Raw genomic sequence first — 15,744 nt, forward strand, 5'->3', positions numbered from 1 at the left:
TTCTCATCATTCTGATGCATTTTTTCTACTTTCTGTCATTTGCTTCCATACAGAGCCTTTCGCTTCTTCTCCGTGCTCAATGCGCTCAATCGCCATTTTCACTTGAAGGCTGACTTCAAATTCAGGGTCTTGCTCAGCTTCTTTTAATGCGTCAAGTGCTGTTTCGTCACCTTCTTCATAGAGGAACATAGCTGCACGCCAGCGGACAAGTTTACTCGGATCCTTTAATGCTTCGATCATTGCTTCCATAGCGCTAGGGTCACCAAGGTCTGAAATACAGTCTCCAGCGGTTCTGCGGACCGTCACAGTTTTGTCTTTAAGTCCCTTATATAATATAGGCAGTATAGCAGGATCTTCAATCATTCCAGCATTCACAACGGCTTGTCTGCGAATGGATGTTTTTGGGTCCTCCATCGCTTTCATTAAAACAGGTATATCCTTTTGCTCTGGCTGCATTTGCTCTAAATGGGCAAAACGCTTTTTCCAATCTTCCTCGCGCAGCATGTCTTCTGTTACATCATATGCCTTTCGGTTCACCTGTCTATCTACGGCTTCTTGCCCTTCTTTGACCGCCTCTGTTAAGCGGGCTAAACGCTCGTCATCATAGGCTGCTTGCAGCTCTTCTGTGACTTCCTGGCCGATATCAGCAAAGTCACCAAAACGAACGCCATGTTCTTTCCACACACGTTCAAATACGACATTGTCTGAACTGCTTCTGAGCTTTAAAATGGCTGCTTGGAAGCGTTCAGGCATTCCGAACCGCTCTTCTCTTTCACCGTCCGTTAATTTGACTTGCATCGGAATCCCATTAAACATTTGGACAAACACTTTGACTTCGCCAAATGTGTCACCGCCTGACTGCGGTCCTTCCTGAAGGCCTTCTGTTTCTTGACCAAAGGCTTCTCTCACCTGTTGTAAAATGCCCTGCCAGTCAAACTTTGCATTACGCTCGACCGCTAAGAAATCTGCGACATGATAAACACCTTTTACACCTTCAATGTTCAAAATGCGCTTGATCATCTCTGGCGCTTCGTCTTTTTGATCCTTTTTGTAGTTGTTGCTTTTACCGCCGGCAAGTGCTTCTGTCAAAATGACCTTCATGGTATTTGGACTTGGCGTCGGTTCTATCGCTGTTATTTTCATCTATACATCCTCCTTACACACATAAAGACCCTACTCATCTGTAAGGCCGCATTCTTCTTTCCATGTCTTGATAAATAAGCTCATCAATTCATGCCGCTCCTCAGCAAGCTGCTTTCCTGCAGAGGTGTTCATCAAGTCTTTTAATTTGAGCAATTTTTCTTCCATATGCTTTAGCACGGAGCCCTGCTGCATGTTCTTTGTATAGTGGGGCTCCCCTTTTGCGCCTGCATAAGTAAACACTCTTGCAATACCGCTTGCTCCTATCGCATCGAGTCTATCTGCGTCTTGAACAATGGCCCCTTCTAACGTCATAGGCCTATTCTGCTTATGTCGATGACGAAAAGACATCGTGGTAATGATATCCATGATATAACGAATATCCCGCGTATTTACTTCCCAAGAAAGGAGCTGATGCTCAAGTTGTTGCGGTGAAAGCTTCCATTCACTCGACAGCTTTTCATCAATGACATCATGAACAATCGCCGCCATTTCAATAATAAAAAGAGAGCCGCCTTCCTGATTAGCAATCTGGCGGGCAAGCTGGCGCACACGATCAATATGAGCCGCATCGTGTCCAGTCGGTTCATATTTCAGCTGATCTGAAACAAAGGAGGCAGCTGCCTCCAATTGTTTTTTCTGCATGACTGTGAGCACCTTATTTGTCCAAAAGAGCGATGATGGAGCTTTCTAATTCTTTTGGTGATGTTTTCGGAGAGAACCGCTCAGTGACTTCTCCGTTTTGATCAACGATAAATTTTGTGAAATTCCATTTCACTGTTTTCGTTCCAAGTACACCTTTTGCATGACTTGTTAAATGTTTGAAAAGCGGATGCGCATTGTCACCATTGACATCTACTTTCGCAAACATAGGGAAGGTTACGCCATAATTCAAAGAACAGAATTCCTGAATCGCTTCTTCCCCTTCTGGCTCCTGGTTCATAAATTGGTTGCACGGAAATCCTAAAATTTCAAGGCCCTTTTCATGATATTGATCATATAGCTCTTGCAATTGTTTGAATTGAGGAGTCAGTCCACATTTACTTGCTGTGTTGACAATAATGAGTACTTTTCCTTTGTAATCTGCCATTGATTTTTCCTGACCGTTAATGGTCTTGACCTGAATATCATAAATTGACATCTCATAGCCTCCTAGGATTCACTTTTTCCTATCGTAACATGCTTCTTTTATAAAATCGCTTTTTATGCCTCCTGTTAAAAGAGCCCTGTCACACTGCCGTCTTCTAATAAATCCATCTCGAGCGCCGCAGGTTTTTTAGGTAATCCAGGCATTGTCAGAATGCTTCCGGTTAAAGCAACAATAAAGCCTGCTCCTACAGATGGTTTTAACTCGCGAATCGTAATGGTAAAGCCCTTAGGTCTCCCAATTAAAGCTGGATCATCCGAAAGTGAATATTGCGTTTTTGCCATACAAACCGGTAAATGACCCCAGCCGTTTTTCTCGATGGCTGCCAGCTGCTTTCTTGCTTTTGAAGTGAGTGTGACCCCGTCTGCTCCATAAACCACTTGGGCAACTTTAGATAACTTTTCTTCGATAGAATCATTTTCTTCATACAAATAGGAAAAGTGGTTCTTCTTCTTTTCAATAAGTGTCGCGAGTTCCTCGGCAAGTGCTGTTCCGCCTTCGCCTCCTTCTTCCCATACATTCACAGCTTTGACTGGATGGCCATGTGCGTGGCACCAATCTTCTATCGATTGAATCTCTTCTTTTGTATCAGTGATAAACCTGTTTACTGCGACGATGTATGGAAGACCGAAGGCTTGCACAGTTTCAATATGCTTTTCTAAATTATGTATACCTTCTAATACGGCATGTGCATTCTCTTCTTTGAGTTCAGTTTTCTTCATTCCGCCATGCATCTTTAATGCTCTGACAGTCGCCACAATGACAACTGCACCAGGCTTGAAATCACCAGCTCTTGTTTTAATGTGCAGGAACTTTTCTGCTCCAAGATCTGCTCCAAATCCAGCTTCTGTTACCACATAATCAGCTAATTTCGCCGCCATTTTGGTTGCAATTAAACTATTACATCCATGCGCAATATTGGCAAAAGGACCGCCATGTACTAGGGCCGGAGTTCCTTCAATCGTTTGAACAAGATTCGGTTTGAGCGCGTCTTTTAAAAGTAACGTAAGAACACCTTCATATCCAAGTGCTCCAACTGTGACTGGCTCGCCATCTTGATTATAGGCAACAACAATAGAAGAAAGACGTTTTTTTAAATCGGTTAAGTCTTCTGCTAAACAAAGGATGGCCATCATTTCGGAGGCAACTGTGATGTCAAATCCGTCTTCTCTAGGATACCCATTTAACTGACCGCCAAGTCCGACAACGACCTGTCTTAATGCACGATCGTTTAAATCAAGCACTCGCTTCCATACAATGCGGCGCGAGTCGATGCCGAGTTCATTTCCGTGATGGATATGGTTATCAATGAACGCAGATAAGGCATTATGTGCAGAAGTAATCGCATGAAAATCTCCTGTAAAATGAAGATTGATTTCTTCCATCGGCAGCACTTGTGAATATCCTCCACCCGCTGCACCGCCTTTTATGCCCATTGTAGGACCTAATGAAGGCTCGCGCATCGCAATGATTGCTTTTTTCCCAATTTTTTCGAAGGCTTGACCGAGGCCGACTGTTACGGTAGACTTCCCCTCACCTGCTGGCGTTGGATTGATCGATGTGACAAGAATCACATGTCCTTCTTTTTGTTCTTTTAAACGGTCAAAAATAGTCAAAGATATTTTCGCTTTTGTGAAACCATAGCATTCTAATTCTTCGTCATGTATTTGCAGCTTTGCTGCGATGTCTTGAATAGGTCTCAGCTTTGCCTTTTGGGCGATGTCAATATCTGATAAATGCTTTGTGATCATAAATAAACGGCCTCCTTTTTTTCCAGAAACAGCTTTGTTTTTGCTCTGTTTTTTATTGTAACATAATTGAAACATTGAAATATCGCCAGAAAGTTCCTATAATGAAATGAAATTAGCTTTGGTTCAGGGGGTGGCGAGTTGCCTATTAACATACCAGTTCATCTGCCGGCAAAACAAATACTAGAGAGCGAAAACATTTTCGTCATGGATGAGACAAGGGCATTCAAGCAAGATATCCGTCCTTTGAATATCGTGATCTTAAATTTAATGCCAAAAAAAATACAAACTGAAACGCAGCTGCTAAGAATGCTCGGAAATTCTCCTTTGCAAGTGTACTTTACGTTTTTGATTCCAAGTACGCATACACCGAAGAATACGTCGAGAGAGCATCTAGATGAATTTTATACGACCTTTGAATCGATTCGCCATAAGAAATTTGATGGAATGATCATCACCGGCGCACCAATTGAGCATTTAGCTTTTGAAGAAGTGTCCTATTGGAAAGAGCTTCAGGACATCTTGGACTGGAGTAAAACCAATGTGACGTCTACCCTTCATATTTGCTGGGGTGCACAGGCAGGCCTATATCACCATTATGGGATTGAAAAAATCAAGCTTCCCGAGAAAAAATTTGGTGTATTTGAGCATCTTGTGAAAGAGAAAAAAGAAAGATTAGTCAGAGGTTTCGATGAAGTATACTATGTCCCACATTCGAGGCATACAGATATTAATACAGAACAATTAAAAAACACGCCGAATTTGAAAGTATTGAGTATCTCTGAAGAAGCGGGTGTTTGTTTAATTGTTTCAGATGATGATAAACAAGTATTTTTAACTGGACATCCTGAATATGATACGGACACATTGAAGCAGGAATATGAAAGAGATTTATTGAAGCATGATACAGTCCAAAAACCTGTCCACTATTTTATAGAAGATGGTGACACATTAGTCCCAGTGAATCGCTGGAAAGCCCATGCCACTTTACTGTTTATGAATTGGCTCAATTATTATGTTTATCAAGAAACTCCATACGTTTGGGAATAAAATAGACTGTGGTCTGATGATAAATGGTCAAAATGTGTTAAAATACAAATGGCTCTGTCTTCCATTATCAATTTAGTCTCGTTGTTTTTTAAAATTAGTTTAATTCTTTCGTAACGAATGATATGCTCTGGCTGTTTATATGTTATCTTTATGTATATGTAGACCTATGAGATTAATAGTTTTCGTACGAAGTTTTGTTGTTGTTGATTACATTTGAGGTGAATATTCTTGAATACCAATAAAAAAATATTAATCTTGACCGCAAATTATGGAAATGGACATATGCAGGTGGCTAAAACACTGTATGATGAATGCAAATCCCAAGGGTTTGAGCATGTTGTAGTTTCTAATTTGTATCAAGAATCAAATCCCATTGTGTCGGAAGTGACTCAATATTTATACTTGAAGAGCTTTTCCATTGGGAAACAATTTTATCGCTTGTTTTATTATGGTGTAGATAAAATTTACAATAAACGCAAATTTAACATTTATTTAAAAATGGGAAATAAGCGTCTTGATGAACTCATTCAATTACACAATCCGGATATCATTATTATTACATTCCCGATGATTGTTGTTCCAGAATACCGGAACAAAACAGGCAAAGTCATCCCGACATTTAATGTCATGACAGATTTCTGTCTGCATAAGATTTGGGTACATGAAAACATCGACCGGTACTATGTTGCAACCGATTATGTGAAACAAAAATTAGTGGAAATCGGCACACATCCAAGCGATGTCAAAGTGACAGGCATTCCTATTAGACCACAATTTGAAGCAGACGTGCCAAAATCGAAGATTTATAAAAAATATGGATTATCATCAAACAAAAAAGTTCTTCTGATTATGGCCGGTGCTCATGGTGTACTGAAAAATGTCAAGGAATTATGTGAAGCGCTGCTTCTAGACAGTGAAGTACAAATTGTTGTTGTATGCGGAAAGAACGAAGCGCTGAAACAATCACTGAGCGATCTTGAACAAGCACATCCAGATCAATTGAAGGCGCTTGGATATGTGGAACAAATTGATGAATTGTTCAGAGTAACAGATTGTATGATCACAAAACCAGGCGGCATTACTTTAACAGAAGCAACAGCAATCGGTGTCCCGGTCATTCTTTACAAGCCTGTCCCTGGACAAGAAAAGGAAAATGCACATTTCTTTGAAGATTATGGTGCGGCCATCGTCATCAACAGACATGAAGACATTTTAGAATCTGTGACCAACTTGCTGCAAGATGAAGAAAAGTTAGAAGTCATGAAACAAAACATTAAAAAACTGCACTTAAAGCATTCTTCTCAAACCATTTTGGAAGATATCGTTGAGCAATCAGATCTCATCACGAATAACAAAACGTATGCTCGTGCATTATCATAAAAAGGTGTCCGTCATTGACGGACACCTTTTTCTTTATCCTTGATTTCCATTTGTTGTGTACACTTCTTCAAACGGCTGCACGACAACAAAACCGCTTCCGCTAAATTTCATTTGAATAGACTCTCCGCTTCCTCTGCCAATAAAGGTTTTGAATGAAACATCTGTCACAAATTCAGTTTTTAAATCCCCTGACCATGCAACTGTCGCGTTCGGATCTGTATAGACAGAGTCACCCGGCTGAACAATCAATGTGAGCGGCTCATAATGACTCGTAATCGCAACAAGGCCTGGTCCTTCTAATTTGACATTAAATAAACCGCCTGCAAGCATGCCCGACACTTTTTTCATCAATTTGATATCCCAGCGCACTGACGGTTCAAATGCGAGCAGATCATTCCCATTCACAAAAATGGAATCTCCTTGAGCCAAACGAAGAATTGAGATTTTTTTGCCTTGATCTGCCACATATAATTTCCCATCACCTGTTGCCTTCATGAGTGAAGTGCCTTCTCCTGACAGCATTTTTTTGAACATCTTTGAGACGCCATGTTCAAAAACGCCCTCGCGTTCAAACTTGATTTTGCCTCGGTACGAAACCATGGAACCTGTTTTTGCCCAAATGGTATCAGTCAAATTAATTTCTAAAAGTCTTGATGTTTCAAGTTCGAAGACCCCTTCTCCTTTATCTTCCTGCTGCGTATTCTGAACAAATTCTTCAAGTGTATAACGATTCATGATAGCACCTCTTCCTGTATTTTTTTTATATACGGACAAGGTGTGCATAAAGTTTCAGAAAATGGGGACGGTTTAGCTATTATTGTTATTCGCCAAAAAAAATCAAATATTCTGCTCAAAATTTGGCTCTCCCGCTTGACGCTTTACTTTTGATGGTGTATAGTGGAACCATCATTTAACAACTGCAAAGTCGTTAGGTGATGAAAATTTTTTTTAGTATGCCAAAAGGTATGCTACAGTACTAGGAGGAAAAAGCAATATGCAAAACGGTAAAGTAAAATGGTTCAATAATGAAAAAGGTTTCGGCTTCATTGAAGTTGAAGGCGGAGACGATGTATTCGTTCACTTCACAGCTATCGAAGGTGACGGCTACAAGTCTTTAGAAGAAGGACAAGAAGTTTCTTTTGAAATCGTTGAAGGTAATCGTGGACCTCAAGCTGCAAACGTAACAAAAATCTAATCAACTAAATCAATGATGTAAAGACAAAATAAAGAGAGGCCTATGCCTCTCTTATTTGATTTTCAGCTGAATTTCAATCGCTAAAATATTTTGCTTCAGTCGTTGTTCAATTTCAGAGATATCTTTTTCGAGAAAAGGTCTTCCCTTCTTTGCTACATCTACTAGTTGCTCTAGATCGCTGTACACCTCTTGAAATGTTCGATGTAATACCGTTTCGAACTCCTTATTATTCATACCGGCCTTCCCCTTTTCCTCTAATATCCGTCACTTAGTCAAAAAGTAACTCAACCAAAACTTTCTATAGTTATATCGGCTCATTTTTCAGAATATGTTCTTTTTTTACACATTCTATCCGTTTTTTTTCATGAACGGATGTTTGAGCAGGGAAAACCGGTGCGTCCGCTTACTTTTTGAGCAGCGTCTGTCCATATTCTTTTATTTTCTCTCCAACGGTGCATTGCTGTATACAAAAGGAATGGGCATATTTTTTGCCAAATTCTTTCCGAAAATGCTTCTTAATCAAACAATCTGAACAATACGTGTCTTGAAGATCGGTCAATTCTTGTACTGCTGTTTTTTTATCCACATTATTCAGCTCCGTCTGCTTCTAATTTCAATGTACTTTCGATTGGGACGTCTGCAAGAATCTGTCTTGCAAGCTGATCCGCTTCTGCATTTTGTTTCCGATCGATGACTTCATAGGTTGGCGTCAGCTTCAGCTCTTTTATAGCCGCTTCAATTCGGTCAAGCCATTTGTTATGTACATCATCATAACAAGGCCATTCTCCTTTTAACTGATTCATGACAACAAGTGAATCTCCTCTAATCGTGACAGAATTTCTGCTTGCCCCTAGGTCTTTTAAAGCTTTTACTGCCTCAAATAAAGCCGCATACTCTGCTTCATTATTGGTGCTCCCTTGGAAAGGCTGATTTTTTCTCAATCGATAAGCGTCTTTTCCCAGCTTATAGTAGACGACAACTCCAAGACCAGAGTCGCCAGTTTCTTTATGAAAACTTGCATCAAAATAGACTTGAAGCTGATCAGGTTCAAGCTTTAGTTCTTCATTTAGCTTTTCAAGCTCTTTTATGGACCACATGGCCCCTTTTTCATCTTCAAATGACAGGAGTGACTGTGGTTCTTTTTTGCCGATATGTTTTGCTAAAATCAAGGCCTCATTTAGCTCCATCCAATCTTCTTGGAAAAAAGCAATGGACCCAATTGATTTCACTTTCATTGTGTAGTGTGCTCTTAATTTCATTGATCACATCGCCTTCCCGTGCTTTTAAGGTAAACATACGTTATGCTATAATCAAAAAGTTACATTTTACAATGAGAAAGGAAGTTCATGTCACTTGTTTAATGAAGGTATTTGGATCTTATTTGCGATCATTAATTTTATCATTGTTCTTCTATTTTATAAAGGATTTGGCAAGATGGGCCTTTTTGTCTGGATTGGCTTTGCGACGGCTGCCGCAAATTTACAAGTTGTCAAAACCGTTGAATTATTTGGCTTAACGGCAACACTTGGAAATATTTTATATGGCAGTGTGTTTTTTGCAACGGATGTATTGAATGAAAAATATGGACAAAATGAAGCGAGAAAAGCTGTCTGGATTGGCTTTGCCACCCTTTTAACACTAACTGTTGTCATGCAGGAGGCTTTGCTTTTCCATCCCGCTCCATCTGATATCTCACAATCATCGCTGGAAACCATATTTGGCTTTATGCCAAGGGTCGCACTTGGCAGTCTTGCTGCTTATATCATCAGTCAAATGTTAGATGTTTATGTATATTCGTTTATTCGCCGGATATTTCCTTCCGATGGTGCGCTCTGGGTGCGCAACGCCGGAAGTACGATGATTAGCCAGCTTCTTGATACACTGATTTTCACGACCATTGCCTTTCTTGGCACGTATCCATTTCATGTATGGATTGAAATCTTCATCACGACATATGTCATTAAATTTATCGTAGCTGCGATTGCGACACCTTACGCGTATGCAGCGAAAAAAATGGTTCCGCTTGATGAAAGGGTGAAATAATGTGCCAGCTGAAATATACATTGATGGTGCAAGTGCAGGTAATCCAGGTCCCTCTGGCATCGGCATTTTCATTAAATATGATGGAAAGGCTGAATCCTTCTCCATTCCTCTTGGATCAATGAGCAATCACGAAGCAGAATTTTCCGCTCTGATCGAGGGGATGAAAATATGCGCGGAAAAAGGATTGCGTACCGTTTCATTTCGAACAGATTCACAAGTAGTTGACCGCGCAGCCAATGCAGGATTTGCTAAAAATCCAGCCTTTCAGCATTTTATCAAAGAGATGATCGAACTTCAAAGCCAGTTTGATTTATTTTTCATTAAATGGATTCCGAGTAAGGAAAATCAAATAGCGGATCAGCTCGCTAGAAAAGCGATTCACCTTTCTAAAGGATGAATCGCTTTTTTTCGGTTATGCTAATGTGTGTGAGGTGATACTGATTGGATAAAGAAAATAAAGGTCGTGTCACAAATGGGACAACCCCACAAGGTGATGCGCAAACAAAAGATAAACAGCCACTATCTCAGCTTGAAAATAGATCGAAGAAAAGCAATACAAAAAGATGAACCTGAGAGATCTGCTTTTCTGACCTCTAAGATTATTGACAAAGGGCTAAAATGATATTGATTTAGCCCTTTGTCTTCTTTTCAGCGTGATAAACCTGACAACGAATGCGAGGGTTTGTCTACACTCTGAGAGATCGGCTTTAGCTGATCTCTATTGTACTTAAACGATTCATCATCGGTTCGATTCCTTTGATTTGATGGTACCTCAGCATAGCAGCAGCACGTTCTTGATTGATGTTCATTTTCGTCTCATCAATTGGACAGCTGAGCGGGACATCACATTTGATCTCTGCCAATAGACGAGAAAGCTTCAAATCTTCTAATCCTGCTTGCATTTTCTTTTGCTGTGCAGCCGTTAGTTCATGGACATTTTCTAACAAACCGTCAATCGTTTCATATGTTTGGATAAATTTTAATGCGGTTTTTTCTCCGATTCCTTTGACACCTGGATAATTATCACTTGCATCACCCATGAGTGCTTTCATATCGATCAGCGCCTTTGGAGAGATTCCCATTTCCTCTTCGAATAAAGCTTTTGTATAATGCTTATAATTGCCAATTCCTTTTTGCATCAAGGCAACAGTGACTTGTTCATTCAAAATTTGCAGCAAATCTTTGTCTCCAGTTAGGACAGTCACCCGTGCTTCTTTTTGGTAGAGCGCAGCAAGAGTACCGATACAATCATCTGCTTCAAAGCCCTTTAAACCAATGTTTACAATTCCCAGTTCTTCTGTAGCTTCTTTTGCTAAATCGAATTGCGGAATGAGCTCGACAGGCGCCTCTCCTCGATTTGCTTTATAATCTTGAAACAATTCGTTTCGGTATGTTTGGCTTCCCATATCCCAGCAGCAAACAATATGAGTTGGCTCAAATGTCTGTACAGCCGTTAATAAGTGCTTCAAATAGCCATTGACTCCATTTGTCGGCACACCGTGATCATTTATCATAAAATTGCGATGTACAGCCGTTGCATAAAACGATCTGAACAAAAGCGCCATTCCATCTACAAGCAGTACGTGTTTATTCATTCTTATAAACTCCCTTTTTCAAAACAATACTCCTATTCTATCACAGAACACAAAACTCGACATAAAAAAGGCGCCTTCTTCTTTTAGAAAAGAAGAGGCACCCTGTTTACTTTTGACCGTATTGCATTTTTTTCGACTCTGCTTCTGCATAGGACGGCATGTCTTTTTGTTTAGGGTCACGCTCATTCTGCTGCTTTGTCTGTTGCTTTTTTTTCATGATCATTCCCCTTTCTTGGTACATTCATTAAGATGACCAAAAAAGAGAAAGTTACTCTTTACTTCTGTTTCCGCTTGACATACTCCCTAACCATATCATTCGTCACATGCTTACGCAGCGGAACAATACCGCCTCGTGCAAGCTCATTCATCTTCGACGTAATGGCATTGATGTCGTCTGTTGTAAATGGCTCGTTTTGCTCACATTTGAATACAGCAGTCTCTATTGCTTGTTCTCTTTTCTGTTCAAGCTCAAGAAAGGACTGAATATGAGCATGCTGCTTTTGTGAGTGTGCGGAAATCTCTTCGTGTACGCTCGTCATTTTCTATCAACTGCTTTCTTTTTTATTTAGTCTACCATGAATCAAATGGTTTTCAACTGGTTCTTCCATTCGTTTGTTTGTTCATATACTTGTTCAATCACCGCCTGTTCTTTGGCATCTGTCGTTAGGCCCTTGATAAATGTTTGTTTTTGTTCACTTAGCTGCTCGAGCGCTTCTGTTTCATATCTTTCAGTAAAGGTCTTCACCATTGTGTCGTACCTGCTCAGTAATTCTTCTTTTTCTTTATCTGCCCATTTCGTGGTTAACTGATGAAGAATATCTCGAATCGCTTCAATGAACGCAGCCTTTCCATTCTGTTCAAAGAAAACTTTCCCTGATTTTTGCTTCTTTAAGAGCGGTTCGAATGGCGTCAGTTCAGCTTCGACTTCAATTTGTTTCAGCTCAGCATTTTTCTCTTCTGGCGGCGAGAGTGTGAGAGAAAAGTAGGGGTCTTCTGCACTTGCCACCTGCAATCCTTTCTCCCACTCCTCTTGGAAATATTGATGAATAAACGATTCCATTCGGATATCAAGCGCCTTTAACTCCTGTACAAATTCAAATTCATAATCCTTCAGTGCCTGTTCAAGCGCTTTTTTCAACTGCTGCCTGAAGTCTCCTTGAGATATTCCAGGGTAAAAGACTGTCTTTAACAGATCATTCGCAAATAGTGATAGGCGCTGCACAATATGATAGAGCTGTTCATGTAAGTCCTTTTTCACACTTTCTGTCACTAGCTTAGATTGTTTGATATGACTCATTTGATCAAGAATCGCTTCATAGGATGTGTCTATCTTTTTCTTTTCCGCTTGCTTCTCATCTTCTGACTGATGCAGTGTCGCATGCAGCTTGTCGACTGTGCTACATAACCTGCCGGCTTCAAAATACAAAAGCTCGATCGCATCTTTCGTTAATTCTTCCTCAATAAAATAGTCGAGCTGTTTTCTAAGCTTTGCATATTGATTATAAGCTGTCTCTCCCTTTCCTTCGATTTCTTCCTTACTGGACACATGATGAAGGTTTGGGTTTCGGATGCCTTCTTTTGTGAGCTCATTTTTCACATAGTCAAAGACGGTGTCAAGCTCTGCTTGATCCTTTGCGAGGTCAGCTGCATTGATAATAAAGAACATTTTATCCATGCTAAATGAATCTTTTACAAGCCCAAGCTTACGTAAAAATGACCGATCTGCCTTCGAGAAAGAGTGCTGGTAGTAAGTTAAATAAAGAAGAGCATCTGCGTCCTTCATATATTGAAAGGCAATCTCTGTATGGCGCTTATTCATACTGCTGGCGCCTGGTGTATCAACAATAGTCAGCCCTTTATCTGTTAAAGGTGTACTCAAATACACCGTCACTTCCTTCACCACACAAGAAACAGCTTCTTCCGCCACATATGGCCTCAGTTCTTGAAGAGTGACATGAAGCGGCGTTTGCTTAGTAATGTGATGAAGGAAACGTGTATGCGCTTGTAAAAAATGTTCAACAATGATGCGGTGATCTTGTTCAAGCTGTCTTTTTTTCAGCGTTCGTTCGAGCTTGGATGTAAACGTCTCTCCCTTTTCTTCTGAGATCGAAAATCCGAGGATCTGATTGAGCTCCTCTAATATATCCTGTTCTGTTTTGAACACCACTTTTACACTTTCATGCGGGTGATCTTCCGTCGGTCGCGTCAGCTTATTAATCGTTGCCGTTGTTGGCGTGGGAGAGGATGGCAGTACCTTTCTCCCAACAAGGGCATTTGCAAAGGAAGATTTCCCCGAACTAAAAGCCCCAAATAAAGCGAGTGTGAATTCTTTCGCTTGCAGCCGTTTTGTTCGTTTTTCAAAGGACTTTCTTTGAGATTTGAGAGCGTCTAATGGCAATAAAATCTGAGAAAGCTGTTCAAACTGGTCAATTGACTGTGCCGTCGTGACACGCTGTGACTGACGCATTTGATGTTGCTCTATCTGCTTCTGCGCTTTTTCTTGCCCACTCCCTTCGGGATGAATGTGCGCGTGATCCTGCTTTAGCTGATCATGCTGCATTCGCCTCTTTTTCGCATAAAACCAATCTTCTTCGATCTGTTCATCCGTTCCGTTTTGCCATATATCCCATACATGCTGAATATCTCGTTTCATTTGTTCATTTTTTTCGATGCACTGCTCGAGCGTTTGGAGTTCTTTTGCAGACTGGTCCCATTTTTCTTGATGTTTTGCTTTATCTTTCATAAGCTGGGCTTTCAGCGACTCAGACATTTGTTCAATCAGTGTCATCGCTTTCTGTTTTGCCTGTCTTCTCAAGGCTTCGCCAGCATCTTTTGCATATTGCAGTACGTATTCATTGGAGAACGTCGCACCATGATGAATCACACTTTCAAGGAGTGCTTCTTGCACAGGTGTTTCAAATGCCATCACTTGATTTAATAACTCTTCACCAAGCTGATGCTTCTTGACTTCTTTTTTAAGCAGCTCAGCAATATGCCAGTCCACTTCAGCTTTCATCCTCGCTTTGACATCTGCTAAGAAGTCGGTTGCCCGTTTTTCTTTTTCTAGCTCAGTTTTGTTTTTAGCAAAAAGCAGTCCCACTTTAAAGCCAGGTGCTTTTGATTCAATATAGTCGCTTGCGAGTTCCCTCATTTTAAATGGAGTTAGGTTGGCATTTTTTAAGATGCTCTCGACTTCAGAAGATACTTCATCTTCTAATTGTTTTGCTCCATTTTCAATGAAGTGGTTTTTCGCTTCAAATTCCTTTACTTCTTTTCTTTTTTCTTGAAGCTGCGACTCAAGCTCTTCACCTTGCAGCTCTTCTTTTAACGAGTCAATGTGTTCTTTTAAAACATGCTCAATTTTTTGCTCCGTATAAGCCCGAAGTGATGCTTTCGGCAACGTCTGTAATTCTTGCAGTTTTTTGATTAAACGAATCATTTCATTTCTTGGATGCGTCTCATCGGTTACAGATGTAAAGTATAGATGATCTTCTTCAATGCCCTCTTTAAGGAGCATGTCAATCACTTGATTTTTGTAGTCTTCAAATGCTGTCTCATGCTCATCATGCCGGTCCACTTGATTCACGATGAAATAAAGATTTGGCACTTTTTCTTTAATGGAACGAATGAAACGAATGTTTTCTTCAGAATGAACATGGTTGTAGTGAACGACATAAAAAAGAGCATCTGCTTGATGAAGAATAGAGGCAGCAGACAAAAAGTGGGCATGATCCGTTGAATCAATTCCTGGCGTATCAATCAGTGCCACCTTTCCTTCCAGTCCTCTATAGTCACCGCTAATTTCCACCATCTCAATCTGTTCTCCATCCTTACAAAAACGCTGTACTGCTTCTTTATCATAAGAACCGCTCATTTTTGCAAAACGGCCATCAGAGGTGTGAAGCTGCACTTCACTTTCCCCTTTCCTCACGACGACCAAGTTTGCACTTGTTGGGATTGGGCTCGTTGGCAAAATGTGATCATGAAGCAGATGATTCACAAGTGATGACTTTCCAGCTGAATAGTGGCCGGTAAATGCGATATACACTTCTTCTTCTGCTTCCTTTTTGATAATCGATGCAAGTTTGGCTGCGCGCTCATGATCATCCCTTTTGAGAAAGCTTTGATATAAAGCTCCTGTAGTTTGAACGAGCGAATCTCGAATAGACAAATCTTTCATGACGATAAACCCCTTTGTTTTTAGAAAAGTCAGTTATGTATGTGATACCATTTTACACAAAATAAAGAGATTTTTCTTCTGATCTGAGGAAATAAAAAAAATCTGCTGCCCGATCAGTCGCAATTGACTGAGATCAGGAAGCAGATTTTTTGGAGACACCTTTTAATACGAAGCCAATTAATAGGCTGTATACACACACCGTACCGAGTAAGAAAATCATTGTCATGTGATCACCATCCATCCTTCATGATTGAGAATGTTTATCA

Annotated in this window: 18 protein-coding genes; 6 read left to right on the plus strand and 12 right to left on the minus strand. The window is 40.4% G+C overall.

Going from position 1 to position 15,744, the window contains the following annotated elements:
- Positions 1-6 precede the first annotated feature (6 nt).
- From MKZ03_RS09600 to MKZ03_RS09615, 4 genes are all read right to left on the minus strand, one after another.
- On the minus strand, positions 7-1,143 hold the full coding sequence (locus tag MKZ03_RS09600; protein WP_034660989.1) for a conserved virulence factor C family protein: 1,137 nt from the start codon (positions 1,141-1,143) through the stop codon (positions 7-9).
- Between the two features lie 30 nt (positions 1,144-1,173).
- Positions 1,174-1,785: an HD domain-containing protein gene (locus MKZ03_RS09605; protein WP_034660990.1), complete on the minus strand. Its 612-nt coding sequence runs from the start codon at positions 1,783-1,785 to the stop codon at positions 1,174-1,176.
- A gap of 13 nt (positions 1,786-1,798) precedes the next feature.
- Positions 1,799-2,281, minus strand: coding sequence for a glutathione peroxidase (locus MKZ03_RS09610; RefSeq protein ID WP_003216059.1), 483 nt, complete (start codon positions 2,279-2,281; stop codon positions 1,799-1,801).
- Between the two features lie 74 nt (positions 2,282-2,355).
- The gene (locus MKZ03_RS09615) at positions 2,356-4,038 is read right to left on the minus strand and encodes a formate--tetrahydrofolate ligase (protein WP_341031671.1); all 1,683 of its coding nucleotides are present in this window, start codon (positions 4,036-4,038) and stop codon (positions 2,356-2,358) included.
- A 138-nt stretch (positions 4,039-4,176) separates the two neighbouring features.
- On the opposite strand from MKZ03_RS09615, the gene metA reads away from it, so the two are divergent.
- Positions 4,177-5,085, plus strand: a complete 909-nt coding sequence (gene metA, locus MKZ03_RS09620) for a homoserine O-acetyltransferase MetA (RefSeq protein WP_034660994.1) — start codon at positions 4,177-4,179, stop codon at positions 5,083-5,085.
- A gap of 228 nt (positions 5,086-5,313) precedes the next feature.
- A complete protein-coding gene (locus MKZ03_RS09625) occupies positions 5,314-6,465 on the plus strand; it encodes a diglucosyl diacylglycerol synthase (RefSeq protein WP_034660995.1) in 1,152 nt (383 codons plus the stop codon).
- A gap of 33 nt (positions 6,466-6,498) precedes the next feature.
- Here MKZ03_RS09625 and MKZ03_RS09630 read toward each other — a convergent pair whose 3' ends face one another.
- On the minus strand, positions 6,499-7,200 hold the full coding sequence (locus tag MKZ03_RS09630) for an AIM24 family protein (protein WP_034660996.1): 702 nt from the start codon (positions 7,198-7,200) through the stop codon (positions 6,499-6,501).
- Positions 7,201-7,459: 259 nt separating this feature from the next.
- On the opposite strand from MKZ03_RS09630, the gene cspD reads away from it, so the two are divergent.
- Entirely contained in the window at positions 7,460-7,660 is a 201-nt protein-coding gene (cspD, locus tag MKZ03_RS09635) for a cold-shock protein CspD (protein ID WP_003215784.1), read from the plus strand.
- A gap of 51 nt (positions 7,661-7,711) precedes the next feature.
- Here cspD and MKZ03_RS09640 read toward each other — a convergent pair whose 3' ends face one another.
- From MKZ03_RS09640 to MKZ03_RS09650, 3 genes are all read right to left on the minus strand, one after another.
- Positions 7,712-7,894 carry a hypothetical protein gene (locus MKZ03_RS09640; protein ID WP_003215507.1) on the minus strand — a complete coding sequence of 61 codons (183 nt, stop codon included), beginning with the start codon at positions 7,892-7,894 and terminating at the stop codon, positions 7,712-7,714.
- Between the two features lie 169 nt (positions 7,895-8,063).
- A complete protein-coding gene (locus MKZ03_RS09645) occupies positions 8,064-8,246 on the minus strand; it encodes a zinc-finger domain-containing protein (RefSeq protein ID WP_003215998.1) in 183 nt (60 codons plus the stop codon).
- Position 8,247: 1 nt separating this feature from the next.
- Positions 8,248-8,919, minus strand: a complete 672-nt coding sequence (locus MKZ03_RS09650) for a ribonuclease H family protein (protein ID WP_334749476.1) — start codon at positions 8,917-8,919, stop codon at positions 8,248-8,250.
- A gap of 94 nt (positions 8,920-9,013) precedes the next feature.
- Here MKZ03_RS09650 and MKZ03_RS09655 point away from each other — a divergent pair, with 94 nt between their 5' ends.
- The 3 genes from MKZ03_RS09655 to MKZ03_RS09665 are packed head-to-tail and all read left to right on the plus strand — an operon-like array spanning position 9,014 to position 10,270.
- Entirely contained in the window at positions 9,014-9,703 is a 690-nt protein-coding gene (locus tag MKZ03_RS09655) for a queuosine precursor transporter (protein ID WP_095285309.1), read from the plus strand.
- Between the two features lies 1 nt (position 9,704).
- A complete protein-coding gene (locus MKZ03_RS09660) occupies positions 9,705-10,100 on the plus strand; it encodes a reverse transcriptase-like protein (protein WP_307499807.1) in 396 nt (131 codons plus the stop codon).
- Between the two features lie 44 nt (positions 10,101-10,144).
- Positions 10,145-10,270 (plus strand): small, acid-soluble spore protein L, encoded by a 126-nt coding sequence (locus MKZ03_RS09665; protein ID WP_282066584.1) that lies wholly within the window; start codon positions 10,145-10,147, stop codon positions 10,268-10,270.
- Positions 10,271-10,410: 140 nt separating this feature from the next.
- On the opposite strand, the gene MKZ03_RS09670 is transcribed toward MKZ03_RS09665, so the two are convergent.
- The 4 genes from MKZ03_RS09670 to fbpC form a co-directional block, all read right to left on the minus strand.
- Positions 10,411-11,298: a 5'-3' exonuclease gene (locus tag MKZ03_RS09670; RefSeq protein ID WP_095285310.1), complete on the minus strand. Its 888-nt coding sequence runs from the start codon at positions 11,296-11,298 to the stop codon at positions 10,411-10,413.
- A gap of 275 nt (positions 11,299-11,573) precedes the next feature.
- Positions 11,574-11,837 (minus strand): YpbS family protein, encoded by a 264-nt coding sequence (locus MKZ03_RS09675; RefSeq protein ID WP_034661003.1) that lies wholly within the window; start codon positions 11,835-11,837, stop codon positions 11,574-11,576.
- A gap of 41 nt (positions 11,838-11,878) precedes the next feature.
- Positions 11,879-15,478: a dynamin family protein gene (locus tag MKZ03_RS09680; RefSeq protein ID WP_341031675.1), complete on the minus strand. Its 3,600-nt coding sequence runs from the start codon at positions 15,476-15,478 to the stop codon at positions 11,879-11,881.
- A 133-nt stretch (positions 15,479-15,611) separates the two neighbouring features.
- Positions 15,612-15,719, minus strand: a complete 108-nt coding sequence (fbpC, locus tag MKZ03_RS09685; RefSeq protein ID WP_306172627.1) for a Fur-regulated basic protein FbpC — start codon at positions 15,717-15,719, stop codon at positions 15,612-15,614.
- Positions 15,720-15,744: the final 25 nt, after the last annotated feature.

The sequence above is a fragment of the Bacillus sp. FSL R5-0431 genome, assembly GCF_038002985.1.
Taxonomy (GTDB): Bacteria; Bacillota; Bacilli; order Bacillales; family Bacillaceae; genus Bacillus.

Bases quoted from the DNA above. Each gene is read 5' to 3' on its own strand.
- fbpC (WP_306172627.1), bottom strand. From the start codon at position 15,719: ATGGATGGTGATCACATGACAATGATTTTCTTACTCGGTACGGTGTGT.
- MKZ03_RS09680 (WP_341031675.1), bottom strand. From the start codon at position 15,478: ATGAAAGATTTGTCTATTCGAGATTCGCTCGTTCAAACTACAGGAGCT.
- MKZ03_RS09670 (WP_095285310.1), bottom strand. From the start codon at position 11,298: ATGAATAAACACGTACTGCTTGTAGATGGAATGGCGCTTTTGTTCAGA.
- cspD (WP_003215784.1), top strand. From the start codon at position 7,460: ATGCAAAACGGTAAAGTAAAATGGTTCAATAATGAAAAAGGTTTCGGC.
- MKZ03_RS09605 (WP_034660990.1), bottom strand. From the start codon at position 1,785: ATGCAGAAAAAACAATTGGAGGCAGCTGCCTCCTTTGTTTCAGATCAG.
- MKZ03_RS09640 (WP_003215507.1), bottom strand. From the start codon at position 7,894: ATGAATAATAAGGAGTTCGAAACGGTATTACATCGAACATTTCAAGAG.
- MKZ03_RS09630 (WP_034660996.1), bottom strand. From the start codon at position 7,200: ATGAATCGTTATACACTTGAAGAATTTGTTCAGAATACGCAGCAGGAA.
- MKZ03_RS09615 (WP_341031671.1), bottom strand. From the start codon at position 4,038: ATGATCACAAAGCATTTATCAGATATTGACATCGCCCAAAAGGCAAAG.
- MKZ03_RS09675 (WP_034661003.1), bottom strand. From the start codon at position 11,837: ATGACGAGCGTACACGAAGAGATTTCCGCACACTCACAAAAGCAGCAT.
- MKZ03_RS09610 (WP_003216059.1), bottom strand. From the start codon at position 2,281: ATGTCAATTTATGATATTCAGGTCAAGACCATTAACGGTCAGGAAAAA.
- MKZ03_RS09600 (WP_034660989.1), bottom strand. From the start codon at position 1,143: ATGAAAATAACAGCGATAGAACCGACGCCAAGTCCAAATACCATGAAG.
- MKZ03_RS09650 (WP_334749476.1), bottom strand. From the start codon at position 8,919: ATGAAATTAAGAGCACACTACACAATGAAAGTGAAATCAATTGGGTCC.